Below are 20,808 nucleotides of genomic sequence, written 5' to 3'. Positions count from 1 at the left end.
TTCTAGGCAGCCCCGCCTTCCCCTACACTCGTACCCAACACTCCCAACCCCATCACACCATGACACTCGCAACCGATCTGGAACGCTTGGCTCTACAGGAGCAACGCCTGCAATTCGATGCCTTTGACCATGTCACGGCATGGACACTGGGAAACAACATCAAGGCGCTGTGCGAGGCGGCCGGTGTGGCACTGGCCATCGAAATTCGCCTGGCCAAGGAAACGGTTTTTTACTACGCCATGCCGGGCACCGGCCCCGCCAATGCCGACTGGGCGCGCCGCAAGCGCAACGTGGTGGAACTGCTGCACACCAGCTCCTACGCCGTGGGCCTGAAGCTGGAGCAAGAAAAGAGTTCACTGGAAGAGAAACAGGGCCTGCCCCTGCGTGATTACACGGCGCACGGCGGCAGCTTCCCTATCCGTGTGCGCGGTGTGGGCGTGGTGGGCGTGGTCACTGTGTCCGGCATTCCACAGCGTGAAGACCACGCCATGGTGGTGAAAGCCTTGGCTGCGCTGAGCGGCGTGCCGCTGGCCGAGGTGGCGCTGGGCTAAACCTGCGAAGGCTGCGCTTGGGCCATCAGAAAGGTGGCCTCAAACTCTTCGGCTGGAATGGGTTTGGAATAGAAGTAGCCCTGCAGCAGGTCACAGCCCTGCTGCGTACAAAACTCCAGCTGTGCCTGGGTCTCCACGCCTTCCACCACGATCTGCATGTTCAGTGCCTTGGCAAAGGCAATGATGGCCATGAACAGCTTCTCGCTCTTGCCCCCTTCGCCTACCGATGACACAAAGCCTTTGTCGATCTTGAGGATGCTGATGGGAAACAGTTTGAGATGGTCCAGCGACGAGTAACCGGTACCAAAGTCGTCCAGCGACATGGCGACACCCTGGGCAGAGATTTCGGACAATAGGGACACCGTGTCCGTGGTCACCTCGATCAACATGCTCTCCGTGATTTCCAGCTCCAGCGCATTGGCTGGCAGGCCGCTGTGCGCCAATGCGGATATCACGGTATGCGGCAGTTGCGCCTGCTTGATCTGTACCGCAGACAGATTGATGGCCAGCGTCAGATCAGCCAAGCGGGGCGAATAGCGCTCACGCCATGCCTTGAGTTGGCGGCAGCCCTCATGCAACACCCAGGCACCAATGTCGACGATCAGGCCCGTCTCTTCGGCAATCGCTAAAAAGACCGCCGGTGACAGCACGCCTAGGCGAGGATGGTGCCAGCGCAACAGCGCCTCCATGCCACGCAGGCTGCCATCCGCAGAGCGAATTTGCGGCTGGTAGTAGATTTTGAGTTCGTCTTTCTCCAGCGCCCGCTGCAGATCATTTTTGATGAGCGAGCGAAACTGAACGGCCTCTTGCAAGGACACTGAATAGAAACGACTTTTGTTGCGGCCATCCAGCTTGGCTTGGTACATGGCCAGATCGGCGTACTTGAGCAGGTCGGCAGCGTTGTCGGTGGTGTTGCCCAGTACCGCAATGCCGATGCTGGCGGTGATGGTCTGCTCGCTAGACCCAATAAAGATGGACTCGCGCAATCTGGCATTGATGCGGTCGGCCAGCACGATGGCTTGTTCATCGTGGTCCAAGCTGGTCATCATCACCACAAACTCATCACCCCCCAAACGGCACAGCAGGTCGCCATCGCGTGCAATGAGCGTCAGGCGGCGTGCCACCTCCACCAGCAGCTGGTCCCCAGCGTCGTGCCCCATCGTGTCATTGATGCTTTTGAAATCATCCAGATCTAGCAGCAGAATGGCCAGCCTGCCGTCACTGCGGCGCACCCGGGCCAATTGGGCTTCCAGCGAACGCTCAAAACCGCGGCGGTTCATGAGCCCGGTCAGCGCATCGTGCTCGGACAGGCAGCGCACCTGCTCCAGGCTGTAGCGCAGGCGTTCTTCAATCTGGAAGCGTTGGCGTGCCTGCACCACCACCCGGGTCAGGTGGCGGCTGTTCACTTCGTCTTTCAGCAAGAAGTCTTGCGCGCCCGCCTCCAGGCACTCTTCGGCCAGGCTCTCGTTCTCATACCGGCTGAGCATCACCACGGCCACACTGTCATAGGCACCGCCCCGCAAGGCACGCAGCACTTCCAGTCCATTTTGGTCGGGCAGGCGGTAGTCGAGCAGGATCGCATCGAACTTTCGGTTTGACGCCATCTGCAGCCCTGCAGCAGCTGTCTCCGCATAGCTCACATCGCAGGGTACTGAGCTTTTGCGCAGGGTGCGCGTAATGGCAAGCCGATCCAACTCATCATCGTCAATCAACAGCAGCGAGAGTTCAGCAATCATGTATTCCTTCGTCGCTAAGCGATCAACTCCACCACACGCCAGTAGCCATGCAGCATCTCCATGGCACGCAGGACACCGTCTCCAACCTGACTCTTGATGATGTAACCCGCGATGTTGTGTTGGTAGGCAATGGCCTTGTCCTCCTCGGCTTTGGAGGTAGTCAGCACAAACACCACAGCGCTGGACAATGCCGGGTCCTTGCGGATCTCGGCCAGCACTTCCAAGCCATTCATGCGCGGCAGGTTCAAGTCCAGCAGTACCAGGTAGGGCCGGTGGGACGCGTTGCACTCGCGCAGTTTGGCCAGCCCTTCCATGCCATCTCGCGCACGCACAATAGGATTGGTGATCTGCAGCTTCTTCAGTGCCCGCTGGATGCCCATGACATCCACATCATCGTCATCCACCAGCAGCAGGGTGACATCTTTGTCGGTTTTATTGGCTTGCATTGTGGTTCTCCTCAGTCGGGCTTGATAGGCCAGGTAAAGCGGAACGCGCTGCCCAGCTTTCCGTCAGACTCCAGCGTGACAACACCCCCCACCGTCTCTACCGCCTTCTTCACGATGGCCAGACCCATGCCACTGCCCTCGACTTCGTCACGGGGCTTCAGTGTCTGAAAGATGGTGAACACGCGTTTCTGGTGTTCGGGGGGAATGCCGGGGCCGTCGTCGCGTACCAAAAATTCGTAGCCACCGGCACAGGGCTGTGCCTGCACCCAGATGGTTCCCTGCGGTTTGTCATGGTGCTTGATGGCGTTGTTGATCAGGTTGCGCAACACCAGTTCCAGCGGCACCTTCTGCGTGCGCAATACGGGCAAGTCCTGCGCGGCAACCAGTTGAATATTTTTCTGCGAGGCCGCCAGCTCAAAAATATCGCGCACCAGGTTGCCGGTGTTCACGGCCCCCACCGGATTGTCAGACTGCCCCACGCGCGAGTAGGCCAGCAAGTCGTCCAGCAGCATTTCCATGCGGCCAATGCGGCTGCGCATCAGGCGCAGATGCTCCTGCGTCTCATGGCTCAACGAATCGCCCAGGTCCTCAGCAATCCAGGTGGCAAGCTGATCCACCCCGCGCAGGGGCGACTTCAGGTCGTGCGAGGCCACGTAGGCGAAGTTGTTCAGATCATCATTGCTGCGTGTGAGCTGCCCCACCAGGTTGCTGAGTTGCAGCTCCGACTGTTTGCGGGCCGTGATGTCCACAATGGCGGACAAAACCTTGAGTCCTGTGGCGGTCATGATGGGGTTCAGGCCAATCTCGACCGGGAACTCACTGCCATCCTTGCGCAGGCCATACAGGTCGCGGCCACTGCCCATGGCGCGCGGGCTTGGGTCAGAAAAATACGCCGCGCGGTGGTGGGGGTGGCCTCCGCGAAACCGCGAGGGCAACAGCATGTCGATAGACTGGCCCAACAGCTCGGAACGGGAGTAGCCAAAGATGGCCTCAGCCTGGGAGTTGACCATTTCAATCACGCCTGACTTGTCAATCATGACCATGCCGTTGGGCGCCATTTCCACCACCTGGCGGAACTGTTCCTCTTGCCGCTTGCGCTCTGACAGATCGACGATAGCCGACACCACCTTGATGCCCTCTGCGCTTTTGATGGGGGTGAGACCAATTTCGATGGGGAATTCGCCGCCGTCCTTGCGGCGCCCAAACAGGTCGCGGCCAATGCCCATCAGCCGTGGGCTGGGCTGGGCCACGAAACTCGCCCGGTGGGCCGGGTGCACACGCCGGAAACGCTCGGGTAGCAGCACCTCGATGGCCTGGCCCAGCAGCTCTGTTCGGGAATAGCCAAAAATGGTTTCGGCCTGCCGATTCACCATTTCGATCAGGCCGCTCTCGCCAATCATGACAATGGCATAAGGCGCCATTTCCACAATCTGGCGAAATTGCCCCTCCTGCCCCTGCACCACCGCATCGTCCATGCACCTCCCCCGCTTTTATTAAAAAAGCAATGCAAATAAACCCTGCGCGCGGCGTTGCTCTTTATAAGCTTAAGGCTTTGGCAACATGGTGCCGCGCGTTGGGCTGACTATGGCGGATTCTTGATCTTTGTCAAGACACCAGATGCTGGCCGAGGCGACGCTGGATTAACTAGAGCGCACCGCGGGTGAGCTTGGCGTAATCAGCCTCCAGCTTGGCGCGGTCGACGGTTTTCAGCGCAGCGTCAAAGGCGTTGCGCAGCTCCAGGCCCGCAGGTGTGCGCTTGAAGCACACGTGCAAGGACAGCTCCGCAATCGGCTTGGCACCAAACGCAATTTTGTCGGCACCGCCAGTATGGGACAGGGTGTAGTCCAGCACATTCTTGTCAATGACGATGCCTTTGATCTTCCCGCCGCTGAGCTTGTTGACGTTGATGGCATCGCTGGCCGCCACTTCCACGCGCTGGTGCTTGTCCTTCACCAACTGGTCAAACGCCTCGCCGTTGGAGTAACCATCCACCACGCCCAGGCGGTAGTCGGCCAGGTCATTCAGCACACTCCAGTTGATAGGCGCACTGCGCAAGGATGCAATGCCAAGCACACTCATGCCCATGGGCTGCGACAGATAGCAGGCCTGCTCACGCTCCTTGCTGTAGTACTCGGGAAAGTAACCGTCAAAGTTGGGATCTTTCTCCCCCTTCTCCAAAGTGACCGACCACTCGAAGGATGCGGTCATCAGCCGGTAGCCCGCCGCCTTGGCCACCACCGAGGCCACGCGGGTGGATACCCCCGACTGGGGCAGCAAGGTGCCGGTGTAGGGCGGCCACTCCAGGGTGGACAGACGGATGAGTTTGGTGGTCTGCGCGAACGCGCCCGACGCCATCAGCAAAGACAACCCCAAAGACCAACCCAGGCACCGCATAAGCATTCCCCGATCAGGCCGACAAGCACTTGCCGTAGCCTGAGATGAACCATATCGGCAAGTACCGGATGCAGATTGGCGCAGTGCGACCCGGATTGCCTCAATTGCGACGCGCGATCGCACCCCAAATTGGGGTCCTATTTTGGTGCGTTGTCGCCGAGATACTTTTGGTAAATGGCTTTGAAGTGCCCGCTCTTCTTGATGGCGGCCAAGCCGGCGTTGAAGTCGTCGCGGATCTTCGCATCGCGAAACACCGGGCGGTAGTCCATGGGGTTGAGCTTCACAAAGCTGTGTTCGGTGACCGGCCCCAGCAAAGTACCCTCGGTGCGCTCCACCTGCGCACTGAAGTACTTGAAGATGTTGCGATCACTCAGCACCAGGTCGTAGCGTTTTTTATGCAGGGTCAGCACCTGCAAGGCCTGGTCATTCTGCTCAAAGTAATGCCCCGCAGCCTTCACGGGGTTCAACCAGTCGGGGTAACGCTTTGCAGCCCCCACAAAGGCAATGACGGTGAGGCCACGCAGGTCTTCGGGCTGGCGAATCACCAGCTTGCGCTCTGCCAGGCTGATGAAGACGTTGTCGTAGAACACGCCAGGGGCGCCGTAGAAAGCACCGCTGGGCTGCAAATCCGTGCCGAGGTCTGACATGGCGGCGTCCACCTCACGCAGCTTGAAAGCCACGGGCACCCGCATGAACGGAAAGTACTTGGGCTTGAGCACATGACCTCGGTAGGCCAGGGCCTCACGCATCACGTCCACCTCGATGCCGGAGTTGGTTTCCGGAAAACAAAACGGAGGGATGCGTTCGCCAAACGCCATACTCACCTCGTCTGCCCAGGCGGCGCCTGCCAAACTGCCCCAAAGCACCAGGGTTGCCAGCTTGAAAATGCGCATGGAATGCCTCCCTTTCGGTTTCAGCGGCGCCGTGCGGAGCGCACGCCGCTCAGCTCACCCACAATCTTCAGCACCCGGGCCAGCTTGCCGGACTCGGCCACTTCCACGGTAAATGTCATCCATGCCGTACCTTTGACGGACTGGGTTTGCACGCCGATGACGTTCATCTTCTCCTTGGCAAACACTTCGGAGATATCGCGCAGCAGGCCCTGGCGGTCATGGGCCTCCACAGCTACGTCTACCGGGTAGACATTGCCGTCTTTGCCTTGGGGCACGCCCCACTCCACCTCGATCAGGCGGTCACCACTGCGGTTCACCATGTTGCGCAGGTTGGAGCAGTCCGAGCGGTGCACGCTCACGCCCTTGCCGCGCGTCACAAAGCCGCTAATGAGGTCGGGTGGCGCGGGCTTGCAGCAGCGCGCCAACTGCGTCATCAGAGAATCGATGCCCACCACCAGCACGCCACCCTTGCCGCCGGCCGCGCGCGGCTTCTTGAGCGGCATGTAGTCATCTTGCGTAGCGGCCGGCTCGGGCGGGCGCAGCAGCATCTCGATGTTGCGCAACGAAAACTCGTCCTTGCCCACCACCTCAAACAGCGCGTCGGCGTTGTTGAAGCCCAGTTGGCTGGCCAGGTCGTCCAGCTTGATGGCGGTTTTGCCTTCGCGCTGCAGCAGTTTTTCAACTGCCTCGCGGCCCTTGGCCATGGTCTCGCCCATGGCCAGCGCGTTGAACCAGGCACGCACCTTGGCGCGCGCGCGGTGGCTGACCAGGTAGCCCAGCTCGGGGTTGAGCCAATCGCGCGACGGGCCACCTTCTTTGACCGCCGACACTTCCACGGTCTGGCCATTCTTCAGCGGCGTGTTTAGCGGCACCATGGCACCGTCCACCTTGGCGCCGCGGCAGCGGTGGCCCAGGTTGGTGTGCACGCTGTAGGCAAAGTCCACCGCGGTGGCGCCTTGGGGCAGTTCCACAATGGCTGCGTCGGGCGTCAGCACATAAATGCGGTCTTCAAACATGCCCGCGCCGTCGCCCCCGGCATGCGCACCCGACAAATCACGCTCCCACGCCAGCAGCTGGCGCAGCACGGCGATCTTGGCGTCGTACTCGCCCGCCGCCGTCACACTGCCGCCATAGCCCTTGGCACCGGCCTCTTTGTAGGCCCAGTGCGCGGCTACGCCGTGTTCGGCATGGTCGTGCATGGCCTGGGTGCGAATCTGCACCTCAATCGGCTGTGCCCCCGCATCCCGCACGACGGTGTGCAGCGACTGGTAGCCGTTCGGCTTGGGCCGGGCAATGTAGTCGTCAAACTCGTCGGTCACCGGTACAAACTGGCTATGCACCCAGCTTAAAGCGGCATAGCAGTCGGGCACCGTGGGCACTACGATGCGCAGCGCGCGAATGTCATACACTTGGTCAAACCCCAGCGACTTGCCGCGCATCTTTTTGACAATGCTGTAGATGTGTTTGGGTCGGCCCTGCACCGTGGCCTGGATGCCCTGCGCGGCCAGCTCGTCGGCCAGTTGCTGGCGCAGTTTTTCGATCGAGGCCTCGCGCTCGGCGCGCTTTTCGTCCAGCAACTTGGCGACCTGCTTGTAGGTGTCGGGCTCCAAAAAGCGGAACGACAGGTCTTCGATTTCCCACTTGACTTCCCAAATACCCAGGCGGTTGGCCAGCGGGGCAAACACCTGCAGGGCCTCGGACGCCAGGCCCGGCGGCACGGGCAGCTTGGTGGCCGCAAAGTGGCGCAACGTCTGCAGTCGCGAAGCCAGGCGCAGCATCACCACGCGCAGGTCTTTGGAGAACGCCAGCAGCATCTTGCGTACGCTCTCGGTCTGCGCGGCGGCCGTTTGGGCCATGGGCGCGGCGTTGCCACTGTGGCTGGCCGAGTTTTGCGTCACCCGCGCCATGCGCTGCAGGCGCACCAGCTTGGTGGTCTCCAGCGCCAGGTCGGCAAAGTTGTCGCCAAAGGCCTTGGCAATCACCTCGTGCGGCTTGTTCAGGTGGTCACAAGCGTAGACCAGGTAGCTGGCCGCCTGCATGGCCTCGGACCCGCCGATGGTGCGCAGGATGGCAGCCACGGCATCGGCGTGCAACAGCACGTTTTCACCGGTGTCCAAGGTCTGGGTGGCCAACAGGGGTTCGGCAAAGGCACGCGCACGTGCCAGGGCACCGGCCTGTTCGGGCAGGCTGTCTGCGGTGGCCGCGATGACCTGCGGGGTGGCCGAGGCACTGTGCTCGGCATACAAACTTTTCATGCAACGCTCACATCATCCGGGGAAGCTACCCCAGCAAAAAAGAAGCCACCGCGTCGACCTGGTCGGCCGCGATCAGGGTGGGGGCATGGCCCACACCGGCAAATTCGACCAGCCGCGCCTTCGGGCCGCGCTGGGTCATGGCCTGCGCGGTAGCGGTTGAGAGCAAATCGGAATTGGCGCCGCGCAGCAGCAGCGTTTGCGCGGTCAGGCTGTCGTACAACTGCCAGAGCTGGGCCTCGCCCTGCGCGGCAATCTCTTGCGTCACCGCACCAAACGGTACGGCGATAGCCGGGTCGTAATGCAGGGCCACGCGACCGTCGGTGGCTGGCTTGACCATGTGGCGCGACAGCTCCAACCACTGGGCTGGCGTGTGCGGGCCAAAGCTTTGCGAGATGGCCCACATGGCTTCGGCTGCCTGCTGCAGGCTGTCGAAGGTTTGCGCCTTGCCCAGGTAGGTGCCAATGCGGGCCAGCGCCTCCCACTGGAGGGTCGGGCCTACGTCGTTGAGCACCAAGCGGCGCACCGAAGCACCCACGGTCTGCGCATGGGCGCACACCGCCATGCCGATGAGTCCGCCCATGCTGGTGCCTACCCAGTCCAGTGTGGCGGGTTTCAGGTGGGCCAGCAGGGCTAGCATGTCGGCTGCGTAGCTGGGCAACTGGTAGCCTTGGGGGTCTTTGAGCCAGTCGCTCTGGCCGCGGCCCGCCACATCGGGGCAGACCACGCGCAGCGGCTGCGGGCTGCGCGCCAGCAGCGTCTGGGCCAGCACATCGAAATCGCGCCCCTGGCGCGATAGGCCATGGACGCAGACGATGGTGTGGGTTGCCTCAGGCGCACCCCATTGCCAGTACGCCATGCGGTGCCCACCGTTGGCGTCAGCGCAGGGTACGTAGTTCAGCGTAGGGTCAGCCATGGTGGAATCACTCGTTTGATAATGACCACATCCTAATGGAAACCCCCTACTCTTTTGGAAGGAAGCAGCATGTTGAAAGGTAAAACCGCCATCGTGACCGGATCCACCAGCGGCATCGGTCTGGGCATCGCCAAGGCGCTGGCCGCCCAGGGCGCCAACATCGTGCTGAATGGCTTTGGCGATGTGGACGGCCCCAAGGCCGAAATCGCCACGCTGGGTGCCCAGGTGGGTTACCACGGGGCCGATATGAGCAAGCCCGCCGAGATCGAAGCCATGGTGCAGTACGCCACCACCACCTTTGGCGGTGTGGACATTTTGGTGAACAACGCCGGCATCCAGCATGTGGCGCGGGTAGAGAACTTCCCAGTGGAAAAGTGGGACGCCATCATCGCCATCAACATGAGCAGCGCCTTCCACGCCACGCGCCTGGCGCTGCCCGGCATGCAGGCCAAGAACTGGGGCCGCATCATCAACGTGGCCAGCGTGCACGGGCTGGTGGGCTCGGCCGAAAAGTCGGCCTATGTGGCGGCCAAACACGGTGTAGTGGGCCTGACCAAGGTGACCGCACTGGAGAACGCCACCAGTGGCGTCACCTGCAACGCCATCTGCCCCGGCTGGGTGCTCACGCCCTTGGTGCAAAAGCAGGTGGATGCGAAGGCCGCCGCCCAAGGCATCAGCAATGCCGACGCCACCAAGCAGCTTCTGGGCGAAAAAGAGCCTTCGATGCAGTTCACCACGCCCGAAGAGCTGGGCGCGCTGGCCGTGTTCTTCTGCTCACCAGCAGGCGACAACGTGCGTGGCGTGGCCTGGAATATGGACGGTGGCTGGGCCGCACAATAAGAGCCTTTTAGGCCGCCAGCCCTCGTGCGCTATGCGCCAACAGCTCCTGTTTTTATAGCAGTACAGCCTAACTGGACTGCTTGAATGCCATCACGGCCTGGTTGCGCAGGGTGCGCAGCAGGGCCAGTTCCTTATCGTCCAGCTCTAACGCGCCGCGCACGGCTTTGTCGGCGTAGATCAGGCCAAACGGCGCACCCTTGATCTGCAGCGGCAGCAGCAGGAAGGTGGGCGCGTTGATGTGCAGGCGGTACCAGTCGGGCAGGCGCTGCACGATGCGCGCCTCCGAGGCATCGCTGATCATGGTGTCCGCGCCCTTCACGCTGACCACACCAAACAGGTCGGGGCTATCCGATTTCAGGTGCGTCTTGAACACCTTGACGCAGCGCTCCACGCCCTCCCCCAGGCCAAAGCGGCCCACCATCATCTCGGTCTTGGAGTCGCGCATGCAGAAGATGATGCGGTCGAACTCCATGGCGCGGTACATGGTCTCCAGAATCATGCGCAGCACGTCACTGAGCTTGAAGTCCTCCACCATGGCGTTGGTGATGTCCTGAATACCGGCGGCCAGGGTCTCAGCCACCTGGCGTGCGCGCAGCGATGCGATTTGGTCGGAGTCGGCTGCGGGCGTGGCCTGCAGCTCCAGGCTACCAAACTGTGATTCTTCGGGCTTGCTGGGGCGCAGCATCTCCACAGGCGGCTCGGCGGGTTTGAGCAACTTGGCGGCGGCGGACCCGGGCGCAACCCGAATCTCCATGGCCGCGGCCAGGTCCACCAGCTTCTGGCGTGCCTTGTTGGTGGCGGCCAGCACCTCTTTGGCGCTGACCCCCATGGCGGCCATGTACTTGCGGGTAACCAGCGACAAGCGCGCTTCCCGCTCCTGCGGGTCGCTGTGCAGCAGCACATCGGCCATTTCGTTGGAGGCCAGCGCCACCCAGCGCACGCGTTCGTTGCTGTCGGCCGGTGCGCGCTGGGGTGGCTCACCCGCGGGCTTGCGCATGCAGCGCTGGATGTCTTCTGGCAGGCTCCAGGCCCTGGCAATGCCCAGCCCCAGTGCCTCAAAGCTCAGGCCCAGCACGCTGATGGCCGCGGATATTTCTGACAAGGGCCGACGCGGGTCTTGCATGAGGCCACGCACGCGGGAGGCCTCTTCGGGAAAGTAAAACAGCACCAGCAGTCGTCCCAAGTTCTGGAACATGGCGCCAATAAACGCCTCTTCGCTCTCGCGCACCACAGGGCACAGCTCGCCACCAATGCTGCCCGCCAGCAGGGAGCGCAAAAACTCTTCTTTCAATTGCGCGGCATGGGCCTTGTCCTGCATGTGCTCTAGCAGCACCAGGCTCAGCGCCATGTTGCGAATACCGTTGAAGCCCACCAGCGTGACCGCGCGCGACACCGTGCTGATGGTGCCGCTGCGCCCGTAGTGCGCGCTGTTCACCAGCCGCAGCAGCTTGTTGGTCAGCGCCACGTCCTTGAGAATTTCATTGGTGACACTGCCGACACTTTCCGTCTCGGACGCCGCCATGCTCTGGATGCGCACCACCGAATCGGACATCGCCGGGAAGTCGCTCTTGTGGCGCATGCGCCGCAGCAGAAAGTCCAGCGTGTCGCTGCTGTTGGTGGCTGCGCTGGGTGAGCCGGTCACACTGCCTGCGGTGGACTGCGTCCACTGCTCCAGCTCGGACTGGAACACCCGGGCACTCACAAAACGCTGGCGCGCGTCGTGGGCCAGTGCACGGTTGACGATGGCACGCAAGCGGTCGTCCACGCCCGGCACGGTGTCCTCTGGCAGTAGCAGCTGTTCGTGCATCACGCGGTAGACCGCGCGATACGGGTCGGCCTCGTCGATCAGGCGCTTGCCTGTGAGCAATTCGGCCAACACCGCACCGGCCGAAAAAATATCTGTAGACGGGGACGGTGGGGCACCGTCAGCCGCTTCGGGTGACAGATAGCCAATCGTCCCCCCCACCACCGATGGCTCCGGGCTACTGCTGTCGCGAATGCGGGCGGCAATACCAAAGTCCATCACGCGGGCACGCCCAGCGCCATCGATGAGCACGTTGGAGGGCTTCAGGTCGCGGTGCACCACACCAGCGGCATGGGCCGTGGCCACGGCGTCCAGCACGTCCATCATCCACGCCACCGACTGCGGTACGGGAGGCGCGCCGCGCTCGCGCAGGATTTGTTCCAGCGTCTGGCCGGCCACATACTCGAACACCAGGTAGGGATGCTGTGCGTGGATATCGGCCTCAAAGACCTGAACGATGTTGGGGTGCGTCACGCGCCCGACGCTGCGTGCCTCTTGCAGCCAATGGGCGACGGCCTGCGCGTCAGAGCCTTCACCGGGGCGCATGACCTTGATGGCTACTTCGCGTTCCATGCGGGGGTCAAAGGCCCGCCACACGGTGGACTGTGCGCCCAGCCCCAGCACCTGGCGCAGTTCAAACCGCCCCAACACGCTGCCAACCGACAACGCCTCGGTAGCGGGCAAGTGGCTCTGGGCAAAAGACGGGGATTCAGGCATATCGCTAGCTTCTGGCTGTTATGAAAAGGGCCCAACGACGGTGCCCTCGACGGCAAAACACATGCTGGAGTATGGCACCGCCAGCCTCATTTTTTGAGCTTGAATATCAGCCTACGGCAAACCCTGCCGATGACTGCGCAGCACGCACAAACGCGACAAACTCCGGCAAGGGAATGGGCCTGCTGAACAAGTAGCCCTGGAAGATATGGCAGTCGTGTTCCAACAGAAAATCCCGCTGCCCCTGGGTCTCCACGCCCTCGGCCACCACAGCAAAGCCCAGGCTCTTGCCCAGGGTGATGATGGTGTGGGCAATCGCAGCGTCATTCGGGTCGGCCAGCACATCGCGCACAAAGGACTGGTCGATCTTGATTTGCTCCAGCGGCAGGCGCTTGAGGTAGGTCAGCGACGAATAGCCCGTGCCAAAGTCATCCAAGGAGAAGCTGACCCCAATGGCCCGCAAGGCCTCCATCTTGTGGACGATGTCATCCATGTCTTGCACCAGCATGCTCTCGGTCAGCTCCAGCTTGAGCCGCTGCGGATCGGCCCCCGTCCGCTGAAGCACCGCCTGCACCTGGTCTACAAAGTCCTTCTGGTGAAACTGACGCGCGCTGACATTGACCGACAGGTTGAGCTGAGCCAGCTCGGGCATCTGTGACCAGGTCACCAACTGAACACACGCAGTGCGCAGCACCCAAGCACCCAGCGGAATAATCAGCCCGGTCTGTTCGGCCAGGTCAATGAACTCGCCGGGGCTGATCAATCCCTGCTGCGGGTGCTTCCAGCGCAATAGTGCCTCGGCGCCCAGGACGCGCCCTTCAGACGTCACCTGCGCCTGGTAGACCAGGAAAAACTCTTCGCGGTGGATACCCTTGCGCATGTCCATCTCCAGCCGGCTGGACTCGGCCACATCGGTCACCATGATGTGCACCAGCGCGTACAAGCCCAGCATGGCAAAGGTGGTGTTGGTCCAGGTGCCTGAGATACGGATTTCGTCGGGGATACGGTACGGCGTAGACAAGCCCCACACCGTGCTGGCCACCGCCACATAGGTGAGGAACAGAACACCCACCACGGTATTGCGAATCCAGGGGGATTCATCACGCAACACCAGCATGGAGGCCAATGCCAGCACCAAAAAGTAGTGGTGGGTGGAGCGTGGCGCCACCGAATCGGGGATGTCAAAGACAAAAGAAAACACGCACAGCATGGTGTATATGCCACCCGCCATCAGTGCAAAGGCCAGGCGGGTGCGCTGCTTCACCGTCAGGTAGGCCACCGCCACACCGAGGGACAGCATGCCCAGTTCGATCGCGACAATGGACCAGACACCCCGCAACACAAAGAACACCGACCACACCGCGCCGATGCTGACCATCAACGCCGCCCCCGTAAAGAGCATGCGCCGCACGCGACGGTGGTGCTGGTCCAGGGTATTGGTTGACAGACCCATGGTGTTGCGAACTCAGGCTTGTGCGCTCAGGTAGGCTTCGAACACGTCAACAGGCAATGGCCGGCTGAAGTAGTAGCCCTGGTAGGCGCTGCAGCCGTTCTGGGCCAGAAAATCCCGTTGTGCGGCGGTCTCTACCCCTTCGGCAATGACTGCCAATCCCAGACTGTTGCCCAACGCGACGATGGTGCGGGCGATGGCGGCATCGTTGGGGTCAGTCAGCACGTCCTGCACAAAGGACTGGTCGATCTTGAGCTGGTCCAACGGCAAGCGCTTCAGATACGACAGCGAGGAGTAGCCGGTGCCAAAGTCGTCCAGCGAGAAGCCTACGCCACGGGCACGCAGGGACGTCATTTTGGCAATCACATCGTCCACGTTATCTACCAGCAGGCTCTCGGTCAGCTCCAGCTTGAGCCGCCGCGGATTGGCCCCGGTGTAATCCAACATGGCCAGAATGTGGTCGGCAAAATCCTGCTGCCGGAACTGGCGTGAGCTCACATTGACGGCCAGCACCAGCGGCTCCGTCAGCGGGGTTTTGGCCCACTCGACCAATTGGGCGCAGGCGGTCTCCAGCACCCAACTGCCCAGGGTCAATATCTGTCCGCTCTCTTCGGCCACTGGGATGAATGATGCCGGAGACACCAGGCCCCGCACGGGGTGGAGCCAGCGCAGCAAGGCCTCTGCTCCATACACGCGGCCCTGGGCGTTCACCTGCGGCTGGTAGTACAACAAGAACTGCCCATACAAAATGCCTTGGCGAATGTCGGCCTCCAGCTCTGCGCGCTGGGACACCGCAGCCTGCATCAGGGGGTCAAAAAACCGCAGTCCGTTGCGCCCGGCATTCTTGGCCTGGTACATGGCCAGATCGGCCTGTTTGAGCAGCTCATCAATACCCACCTCGTGGCCGCAGTAAAGCGCCAAGCCTATGCTGGGCGTGCTGTGGTATTCATGGCCGGCCAGGCCAAAGGGTGCATTCAGCGTCGCAATCAGCTTTTCGCCCACGGCAGTGGCCTGTGCGGCCGCCACCTCGCGCACGGCGTCCAGCCCTTCGAGCATCACCACATACTCGTCGCCCCCCAGCCGGGCCACAGTGTCTTCCTCGCGCACGGCCTCCATCAGCCGCTGCGCCACTTGCTGCAGCAGCAAATCACCCTTGTCGTGCCCCAGCGTGTCGTTCAGCGTCTTGAAGTGGTCCAGGTCAATGAACAGCAAAGCCCCACAATCGCCGCTGCGTGCGCTGCTTGCCAGTGCATGCTGCAAGCGGTCCATCAGCATGCGTCGGTTGGGCAGGCCTGTGAGCGGATCGTAAAACGCCAGCTGGCGGATCTGGTCTTCTGCGGCCTTGCGCTGGGTGATGTCGGTGACCGTGGCCACATAGTGGGTCAGCTGCTTGCTCTCATCGGTCACCGCGGTGATGTGCATCCATTGCGGGTACACCTCTCCATTCTTGCGCCGGTTCCACAGCTCGCCTTGCCAGGTGCCGTCACGCGCCAGCGTGGCATTCATCTCGGCATAAAACGCGTTGTCATGCCAGCCGGAGCTGAACAAGGTGGGCGTCTTGCCAATCACCTCATGGTCGTCGTAGCCGCTGATGCGGGTGAATGCCTGGTTCACCCGCAAAATCTCGCGCCGGGCATTGGTGACCAGCATGCCCTCCTGCGCCTCAAACGCCGTGGCGGCTACGCGCAGCTCTTCCTCGGTGCGCTTGCGGTCGGCCAAATCAATGTCAAAACGGAAGAACTCGGCCTGCTCGGCCGGGTTGTGCACCGCCGCATGGCTGGAGAACACTGGCACGTCCTTGCCGTTCTTGTGCATCAAGACCAGCTCTTCGGGGACGATGACGTCGCCCGAACTCGCCATCTCCTGCAGCGCCTCTCGCATGGGCTTGCGCAGCGCATTGGGAACAATGGTCTCAAACAGGTTGCGTCCCACGGCTTCTGCTGTCGTGTAGCCGTACAGGCGCTCTGACGCGTGGTTCCAGTAAGTAATGGTGCCATCCGGCGTGTAGCCCTGTACGGCCACAGAGGGCAGGTTTTGCAGCAAGTTACGAAAGCGTGCCTCCGAAGCCTGCAACTCGCCCTGCGCGGCCGAGCGTTCCGTCACATCGCGCGCCAACAACACCACGGCCCGGCGCTTGTCCAGCCGCTCAGCCAGCGGGTGGGTTCTGCCTTCAAACCGCCGCAGGCCCTGGTGGGTCTGGATTTCATACTCAAACATCTGGGTAGCCTGCAGCTCCAGGGTTTTGAGCACCTGGTCCAACAGGCGGTTGGCCTCCGCCGCTGGTAGCACATCGTGCAGGCGCCGCCCGAGCAATGAGTCCCCGCTGGTAACCCGCAAGTTGCTGCGGCTGGACAGCACCTCGACAAATTTTCCATCCTCGTCCAGCAAAAACAGCAAGTCCGGAATGGCATGCACCGTGGCCTGCAAGCGGGCCTGGTGGGTGTCCAGCGCTATTTCCGTTTCAAAGCGAGAGCGCACGTCTTTGAGGATCAGGCCCATTAAAAGACTGGCCGGGGTAAATACCAGCAGCAAGGGCATGCCCACCGTGGCGATCACCTTGGGCGCCGCATCCGGTGGAAGTTGGAAAAACAGGCTGACTTCTACAAGGTGCACCAACAGTCCAAAGCCCAACAGCGTGGGCCAGCCCAGGTTCACCCAGCTGGCCCGATGGGCGTAGTAGTAGGCGAGGCCCATCGCATAGCTGATGAATACCACGGCCGTGCCCACATTGGCACCGACACCACCCAAGTACCAGCGGTAGCCGCCGGCTATGAGCGCTGCAATGGTTCCCGTCAATGGCCCGCCGAACAGACTGGCCATGCTGATCACCACCGAGCGGGCATCGAAAATAACGCCAGTGGTGATCACCAAGGGCATCATCATCCCGATGACGCAGATGCCGCCAAACAACACGCCGCTGAAAATTTGGCTCAACCGCTCCCGCCCGCGCAGTGCGCGAATGCTTAAGCTGTGCAGCAGGCTCAGCGCCAGCAGAAGGACGACGCCCTTGACCAGCTCTAACACCATAGGGCAAGCCCCCCGCCCGGTACGCAATAGCACGCCAAAGCAAATACCCCTGAAGTATTGTTCAGGGCATTATGGCGTGGGTAAGGCAGTTTGCGGGGCCCCAGTCTCAGTGCCTGGTGGCGGGAGATTCAGGGGCTTTTTTGCTGGGTACGGAGCTGGCGGCGCAGCTCGGCGCGCTCCTCAGCGGTCAGCTGGCGTTCGCTGCTGACTGGTGCTGCGCTGTCTTGCGCTGGCACATTGCGGCGCTGCAGGGCTTCGCGCAGTTCGGCTCGGCGTTGCATCGCACCCTCATTCGCGGCAGGCGCGGTGTGGCCAGTCCCGGCTGCCACCAGCAATGGAAACGCACACAGCAGTAAAGTAACTTTGGAATGGGACATAGTGGATTAACGCGCGACCAGGTGCCGCTGCTGACATTGTGAAAGCCGACCCTGCGCACGCCAGTTGCTTATTTGTAACATAGTGTCAACCCATGCGGGTAGACCACGGTAGTGGCCCGCCAAGCCGCGCAAAATCGGCTTTGTTACAAATTCAGAAAAGGAAAGTGGCCCATGCAACCGACCGGAACCCGCCCCAACAAGATCTTGGTGGTCGATGACGATGCCCGCATCCGGGACCTGCTGCGCCGTTACTTGACGCAGGAAGGCTTTGACGTGCTGATTGCCGAGGACGGCAAGTCGCTGACCCGCATCATGCTGCGCGAAACCGCTGATCTGATCGTGCTGGATCTGATGATGCCTGGCGAAGATGGCCTGTCCATCTGCCGCCGCCTGCGTGCTGCCAATGACCTGACCCCCATCATCATGTTGACCGCCAAGGGCGAGGACATTGACCGCATTGTCGGTCTGGAGGTGGGCGCCGATGACTACCTAGGCAAGCCCTTCAACCCACGCGAACTGCTGGCCCGCATCCACGCCGTGCTGCGCCGCCGCCCGGTGACCGAAGCGCCAGGTGCACCGTCCAGCGACAACGAGGTGGTGAAATTTGGCGCCTTTGTGTTTGACTTGGGTGCCCGCACCCTGAGCAAAAGTGGCCAGGAACTGGCCCTGACTACCGGTGAATTCGCCATGCTCAAGGCCCTGGTGCGCCACCCGCGCATCCCCCTGTCGCGCGAAAAACTGGCCCAACTTTCCCGCGGCCGCGAGTTCGAGCCGTTTGACCGCAGCCTGGACGTACAAGTGTCCCGCCTGCGCAAACTGGTCGAGAGCGACCCCACTACCCCGCGTTTTATCCAGACGGTGTGGGGCGTGGGCTATGTGTTTGTGCCAGACGAAGCGGTTTGACCCCTCCAATAAGCAGTGTCACAAACCAATCCCCCTGACTTTGACCCCAGCGCCGTCGCGGCGCTGTCTGCAGACGAACCCACCGGCATCCACTGGCCGTTTGCGCGGCTCAGCCTGTTCTGGCGCACCTTCTTTCTATTGGCGATTTTGCTGCTAGGCAGCATTCTGGCCTGGTTGCAGACGCTGCGGTCGCTGGAATTTGAGCCACGCGCGCTGCAAACGTCCCAGCAACTGGCCTCCCAGGTCAACCTCAGCCGTGCCGCACTGATCCACGCCGATGCCATTGCCCGCGTCTCGCTGATCAAAACCATGAAGGACGAGGAAGGCCTGCGCATCGTGCCGCGCGAGCCCAATGACGAGTTCAGCCTGCTCGACAGCGACACCCTGAGCCGCCGCGTTGCACAGGACCTGGCCGAGCGCCTGGGCAAAAGCACGGTGGTGGCCAGCCAGGTGAATGGCCAGATGGGCATATGGGTCAGCTTCATGATCGATGGCGACGACTACTGGCTGCAAGCCGACCAGAGCCGGTTTGCGCCTGCGGGAGGCACGACTTGGATGATCTGGCTTTTTGTCGCTGCCGCTTTGTCTTTGGCCGGTGCAGCCTTGATTGCCCGGCTGATCAACCGCCCGCTCAAGGAGCTGTCGTTTGCGGCCAGCCGCGTGCGCGAAGGCAACTTCAGCGCCAGTCAGCTGGACGAGCATGTCAACACCAGCGAGATCCGCGAGGTGAATATCGGCTTCAACCGCATGGCCCAGAAACTGGCCAAGGTGGAACAGGACCGGGCTGTGATGTTGGCTGGTATTTCCCACGATCTGCGCACGCCGCTGGCCCGCTTGCGCCTGGAAACCGAGATGAGCGTGGCCGATGAAAGTGCCCGTGCCCACATGGCGGCCGACATCAGCCAACTCGACGCCATCATTGACAAGTTTCTGGACTACGCCCGCCCCGACCGGGTGGCACTGGCCCCCGTGGTGCTGGGTGATGTGGTGGAGACCTGCGCCTATTCGTTGCAAAAACTGCCCGATGTGCGCATCAAGATCGACATGGAAGAGGATCTGCTGGTGCTGGCCGATGAGGTGGAGTTGGGCCGGGTGCTGTCCAACCTGCTGGAGAACGCCCGGCGTTATGGCAAGTCGGTCAACACCGGCATTGCCATGATCGACATTGCCGCCATTGCGCGTGACAAATGGGTGCTGATCAAGGTGCGCGACCACGGCATTGGCGTGGCGGAAGAGCAGTTACACCAGCTGACCCAGCCGTTTTACCGCGGCGAGGCTGCGCGCACAGCGGCCAATGGTGCAGGCCTGGGCCTGGCGATTGTGGACAAGACCATCCAGCGCATGGGCGGCACGTTCAAGCTGGGCAACTCCAGCACCGGGGGCTTGTCTGCCCAAATCCGGCTGCAGCGCGCTACCCGGCTTTGAACAACAGCACGACGGCGCGGGCCTCCATGGCCCGCCCCTCGCCCACCGGTCCCATTTTTTCGGCCGTCTTGGCCTTCACATTCACCTGCCCCACGTCCACACCCAACACGGCGGCAATGCGCTCGCGCATGGGAACGATATAGGGCGCAAGCTTGGGCGCCTGGGCAATGATGGTGCTGTCCAGATTACCCAGCGTGTAGCCCAGCGCGCGGATATCCGCCGCCACTTTGGCCAGCAGCACCGCCGAGTCCGCACCCTTGTACTGGGCATCGGTGTCCGGGAAATGCTTGCCAATGTCGCCCAGCGCTGCAGCACCCAGCAGCGCATCGGTGATGGCGTGCAGCAGCACATCGGCGTCGGAATGGCCCAGCAGCCCTTTGCTGTAGGGCACCTCCACACCGCCCAGCATGAGCTTGCGCCCTTCTACCAGTTGGTGGGTGTCCCAGCCTTCTCCAATTCGAACATTCATAGTGTTGGGTTCCTGTGTCAGGGGGCTGGGGTCACGGCAAACGTGGTGACCTCCATGCCCGAAATGGAAACTTGCATGGACTGGAACCCCAGTCCGGCCGTGTCTGTCAATTGCTCGCGCACGCGCTGGGTCACCAGCACCTCTCCCGGGCGGGCAATGTCTTCGCCCAGTTTGTAGGCCAGGTTAACTGCGTCGCCAAAGCAGTCCACCTGCTCCAACAACAATATCTCGCCCACATCAATACCCACACTGAACGCCAGCAGTGGCGCCTGGCCCTCCACCACGGCCGCATTCACCATGGCCAGGGCCGCGGCCACCGCATCCGCCACGTCGTCAAACACCGCGAGCAGGTTGTCGGCCTCGTTCTTCACCACCTCGCCATGGTGGGCCAACACCAGCGGCCGGGTGATCTTGTGCATGCGGCGGATCTGGCACAGGTAGGCCAAGATGCCATCGCGCCGTACCGTCAGCGTGAAGCCGCTCATGTCCAACGCCAGCACCGCCTTGCGGCGTTGGAAGGTGTCCAGAATCATCTGTTCCACGCCGGGCTTGCGCGCCTCGGGTGTGGCGATCAGGGTGTCCAGCAGGGCGGCAAAGGCGTGCATGGCGGT

The 20,808-nt window shown here is 61.9% G+C and carries 17 protein-coding genes; 4 read left to right on the top strand and 13 right to left on the bottom strand.

What is annotated here, in order from left to right; all coding sequences use genetic code 11:
* Positions 1–59: 59 nt before the first annotated feature.
* Positions 60–551: a heme-degrading domain-containing protein gene (locus AC1DZ5_RS08260; RefSeq protein ID WP_477887924.1), complete on the top strand. Its 492-nt coding sequence runs from the start codon at positions 60–62 to the stop codon at positions 549–551.
* On the opposite strand, the gene AC1DZ5_RS08255 is transcribed toward AC1DZ5_RS08260, so the two are convergent.
* From AC1DZ5_RS08255 to AC1DZ5_RS08225, 7 genes are all read right to left on the bottom strand, one after another.
* Positions 548–2,287: a putative bifunctional diguanylate cyclase/phosphodiesterase gene (locus AC1DZ5_RS08255; protein WP_477887922.1), complete on the bottom strand. Its 1,740-nt coding sequence runs from the start codon at positions 2,285–2,287 to the stop codon at positions 548–550. The genes AC1DZ5_RS08260 and AC1DZ5_RS08255 overlap by 4 nt on opposite strands.
* Positions 2,288–2,301: 14 nt before the next feature.
* Positions 2,302–2,733, bottom strand: coding sequence for a response regulator (locus AC1DZ5_RS08250; protein WP_310339328.1), 432 nt, complete (start codon positions 2,731–2,733; stop codon positions 2,302–2,304).
* Between the two features lie 11 nt (positions 2,734–2,744).
* The gene (locus AC1DZ5_RS08245) at positions 2,745–4,208 is read right to left on the bottom strand and encodes a sensor histidine kinase (RefSeq protein WP_477887919.1); all 1,464 of its coding nucleotides are present in this window, start codon (positions 4,206–4,208) and stop codon (positions 2,745–2,747) included.
* Positions 4,209–4,377: 169 nt separating this feature from the next.
* Positions 4,378–5,127: a substrate-binding periplasmic protein gene (locus AC1DZ5_RS08240; protein ID WP_477887917.1), complete on the bottom strand. Its 750-nt coding sequence runs from the start codon at positions 5,125–5,127 to the stop codon at positions 4,378–4,380.
* A gap of 137 nt (positions 5,128–5,264) precedes the next feature.
* Entirely contained in the window at positions 5,265–6,020 is a 756-nt protein-coding gene (locus tag AC1DZ5_RS08235; protein WP_477887915.1) for a substrate-binding periplasmic protein, read from the bottom strand.
* 20 nt (positions 6,021–6,040) lie between these two features.
* Positions 6,041–8,275: a RelA/SpoT family protein gene (locus tag AC1DZ5_RS08230; RefSeq protein ID WP_477887913.1), complete on the bottom strand. Its 2,235-nt coding sequence runs from the start codon at positions 8,273–8,275 to the stop codon at positions 6,041–6,043.
* A gap of 25 nt (positions 8,276–8,300) precedes the next feature.
* Positions 8,301–9,188 carry an alpha/beta fold hydrolase gene (locus AC1DZ5_RS08225; protein WP_477887911.1) on the bottom strand — a complete coding sequence of 296 codons (888 nt, stop codon included), beginning with the start codon at positions 9,186–9,188 and terminating at the stop codon, positions 8,301–8,303.
* Positions 9,189–9,257: 69 nt separating this feature from the next.
* Here AC1DZ5_RS08225 and AC1DZ5_RS08220 point away from each other — a divergent pair, with 69 nt between their 5' ends.
* Complete coding sequence (locus AC1DZ5_RS08220; RefSeq protein ID WP_477887909.1) at positions 9,258–10,028, top strand: 3-hydroxybutyrate dehydrogenase; 771 nt, start codon at positions 9,258–9,260, stop codon at positions 10,026–10,028.
* 67 nt (positions 10,029–10,095) lie between these two features.
* Here AC1DZ5_RS08220 and AC1DZ5_RS08215 read toward each other — a convergent pair whose 3' ends face one another.
* From AC1DZ5_RS08215 to AC1DZ5_RS08200, 4 genes are all read right to left on the bottom strand, one after another.
* Complete coding sequence (locus AC1DZ5_RS08215; protein ID WP_477887907.1) at positions 10,096–12,549, bottom strand: protein kinase domain-containing protein; 2,454 nt, start codon at positions 12,547–12,549, stop codon at positions 10,096–10,098.
* A 106-nt stretch (positions 12,550–12,655) separates the two neighbouring features.
* Positions 12,656–13,999 carry a putative bifunctional diguanylate cyclase/phosphodiesterase gene (locus AC1DZ5_RS08210; RefSeq protein WP_477887905.1) on the bottom strand — a complete coding sequence of 448 codons (1,344 nt, stop codon included), beginning with the start codon at positions 13,997–13,999 and terminating at the stop codon, positions 12,656–12,658.
* A 12-nt stretch (positions 14,000–14,011) separates the two neighbouring features.
* Complete coding sequence (locus tag AC1DZ5_RS08205; protein WP_477887903.1) at positions 14,012–17,023, bottom strand: EAL domain-containing protein; 3,012 nt, start codon at positions 17,021–17,023, stop codon at positions 14,012–14,014.
* 128 nt (positions 17,024–17,151) lie between these two features.
* The gene (locus tag AC1DZ5_RS08200) at positions 17,152–17,400 is read right to left on the bottom strand and encodes a hypothetical protein (RefSeq protein ID WP_477887901.1); all 249 of its coding nucleotides are present in this window, start codon (positions 17,398–17,400) and stop codon (positions 17,152–17,154) included.
* A 171-nt stretch (positions 17,401–17,571) separates the two neighbouring features.
* Between AC1DZ5_RS08200 and ompR the strand changes: the two genes are divergently transcribed.
* Positions 17,572–18,303: an osmolarity response regulator transcription factor OmpR gene (gene ompR / locus AC1DZ5_RS08195; RefSeq protein WP_310339345.1), complete on the top strand. Its 732-nt coding sequence runs from the start codon at positions 17,572–17,574 to the stop codon at positions 18,301–18,303.
* A gap of 63 nt (positions 18,304–18,366) precedes the next feature.
* Entirely contained in the window at positions 18,367–19,728 is a 1,362-nt protein-coding gene (locus AC1DZ5_RS08190) for an ATP-binding protein (protein WP_310339697.1), read from the top strand.
* On the opposite strand, the gene ispF is transcribed toward AC1DZ5_RS08190, so the two are convergent.
* Complete coding sequence (gene ispF / locus AC1DZ5_RS08185) at positions 19,715–20,197, bottom strand: 2-C-methyl-D-erythritol 2,4-cyclodiphosphate synthase (RefSeq protein WP_477887898.1); 483 nt, start codon at positions 20,195–20,197, stop codon at positions 19,715–19,717. The genes AC1DZ5_RS08190 and ispF overlap by 14 nt on opposite strands.
* A 17-nt stretch (positions 20,198–20,214) precedes the next feature.
* Positions 20,215–20,802 (bottom strand): hypothetical protein, encoded by a 588-nt coding sequence (locus AC1DZ5_RS08180; RefSeq protein ID WP_477887896.1) that lies wholly within the window; start codon positions 20,800–20,802, stop codon positions 20,215–20,217.
* Between the last annotated feature and the right edge of the window lie 6 nt (positions 20,803–20,808).

It is taken from the genome of Rhodoferax sp. P1_F3, assembly GCF_056405715.1.
The sequence above is the reverse complement of the archived record's forward strand: the minus strand, read 5'-3'. Positions and strand labels throughout refer to the sequence as shown.

Bases quoted from the DNA above. Each gene is read 5' to 3' on its own strand.
- AC1DZ5_RS08220 (WP_477887909.1), top strand. From the start codon at position 9,258: ATGTTGAAAGGTAAAACCGCCATCGTGACCGGATCCACCAGCGGCATC.
- AC1DZ5_RS08225 (WP_477887911.1), bottom strand. From the start codon at position 9,188: ATGGCTGACCCTACGCTGAACTACGTACCCTGCGCTGACGCCAACGGT.
- AC1DZ5_RS08260 (WP_477887924.1), top strand. From the start codon at position 60: ATGACACTCGCAACCGATCTGGAACGCTTGGCTCTACAGGAGCAACGC.
- AC1DZ5_RS08235 (WP_477887915.1), bottom strand. From the start codon at position 6,020: ATGCGCATTTTCAAGCTGGCAACCCTGGTGCTTTGGGGCAGTTTGGCA.
- AC1DZ5_RS08210 (WP_477887905.1), bottom strand. From the start codon at position 13,999: ATGGGTCTGTCAACCAATACCCTGGACCAGCACCACCGTCGCGTGCGG.
- AC1DZ5_RS08240 (WP_477887917.1), bottom strand. From the start codon at position 5,127: ATGCGGTGCCTGGGTTGGTCTTTGGGGTTGTCTTTGCTGATGGCGTCG.
- ispF (WP_477887898.1), bottom strand. From the start codon at position 20,197: ATGAATGTTCGAATTGGAGAAGGCTGGGACACCCACCAACTGGTAGAA.
- AC1DZ5_RS08180 (WP_477887896.1), bottom strand. From the start codon at position 20,802: ATGCACGCCTTTGCCGCCCTGCTGGACACCCTGATCGCCACACCCGAG.
- AC1DZ5_RS08200 (WP_477887901.1), bottom strand. From the start codon at position 17,400: ATGTCCCATTCCAAAGTTACTTTACTGCTGTGTGCGTTTCCATTGCTG.
- AC1DZ5_RS08215 (WP_477887907.1), bottom strand. From the start codon at position 12,549: ATGCCTGAATCCCCGTCTTTTGCCCAGAGCCACTTGCCCGCTACCGAG.
- AC1DZ5_RS08230 (WP_477887913.1), bottom strand. From the start codon at position 8,275: ATGAAAAGTTTGTATGCCGAGCACAGTGCCTCGGCCACCCCGCAGGTC.
- AC1DZ5_RS08255 (WP_477887922.1), bottom strand. From the start codon at position 2,287: ATGATTGCTGAACTCTCGCTGCTGTTGATTGACGATGATGAGTTGGAT.
- ompR (WP_310339345.1), top strand. From the start codon at position 17,572: ATGCAACCGACCGGAACCCGCCCCAACAAGATCTTGGTGGTCGATGAC.
- AC1DZ5_RS08205 (WP_477887903.1), bottom strand. From the start codon at position 17,023: ATGGTGTTAGAGCTGGTCAAGGGCGTCGTCCTTCTGCTGGCGCTGAGC.
- AC1DZ5_RS08250 (WP_310339328.1), bottom strand. From the start codon at position 2,733: ATGCAAGCCAATAAAACCGACAAAGATGTCACCCTGCTGCTGGTGGAT.
- AC1DZ5_RS08245 (WP_477887919.1), bottom strand. From the start codon at position 4,208: ATGGACGATGCGGTGGTGCAGGGGCAGGAGGGGCAATTTCGCCAGATT.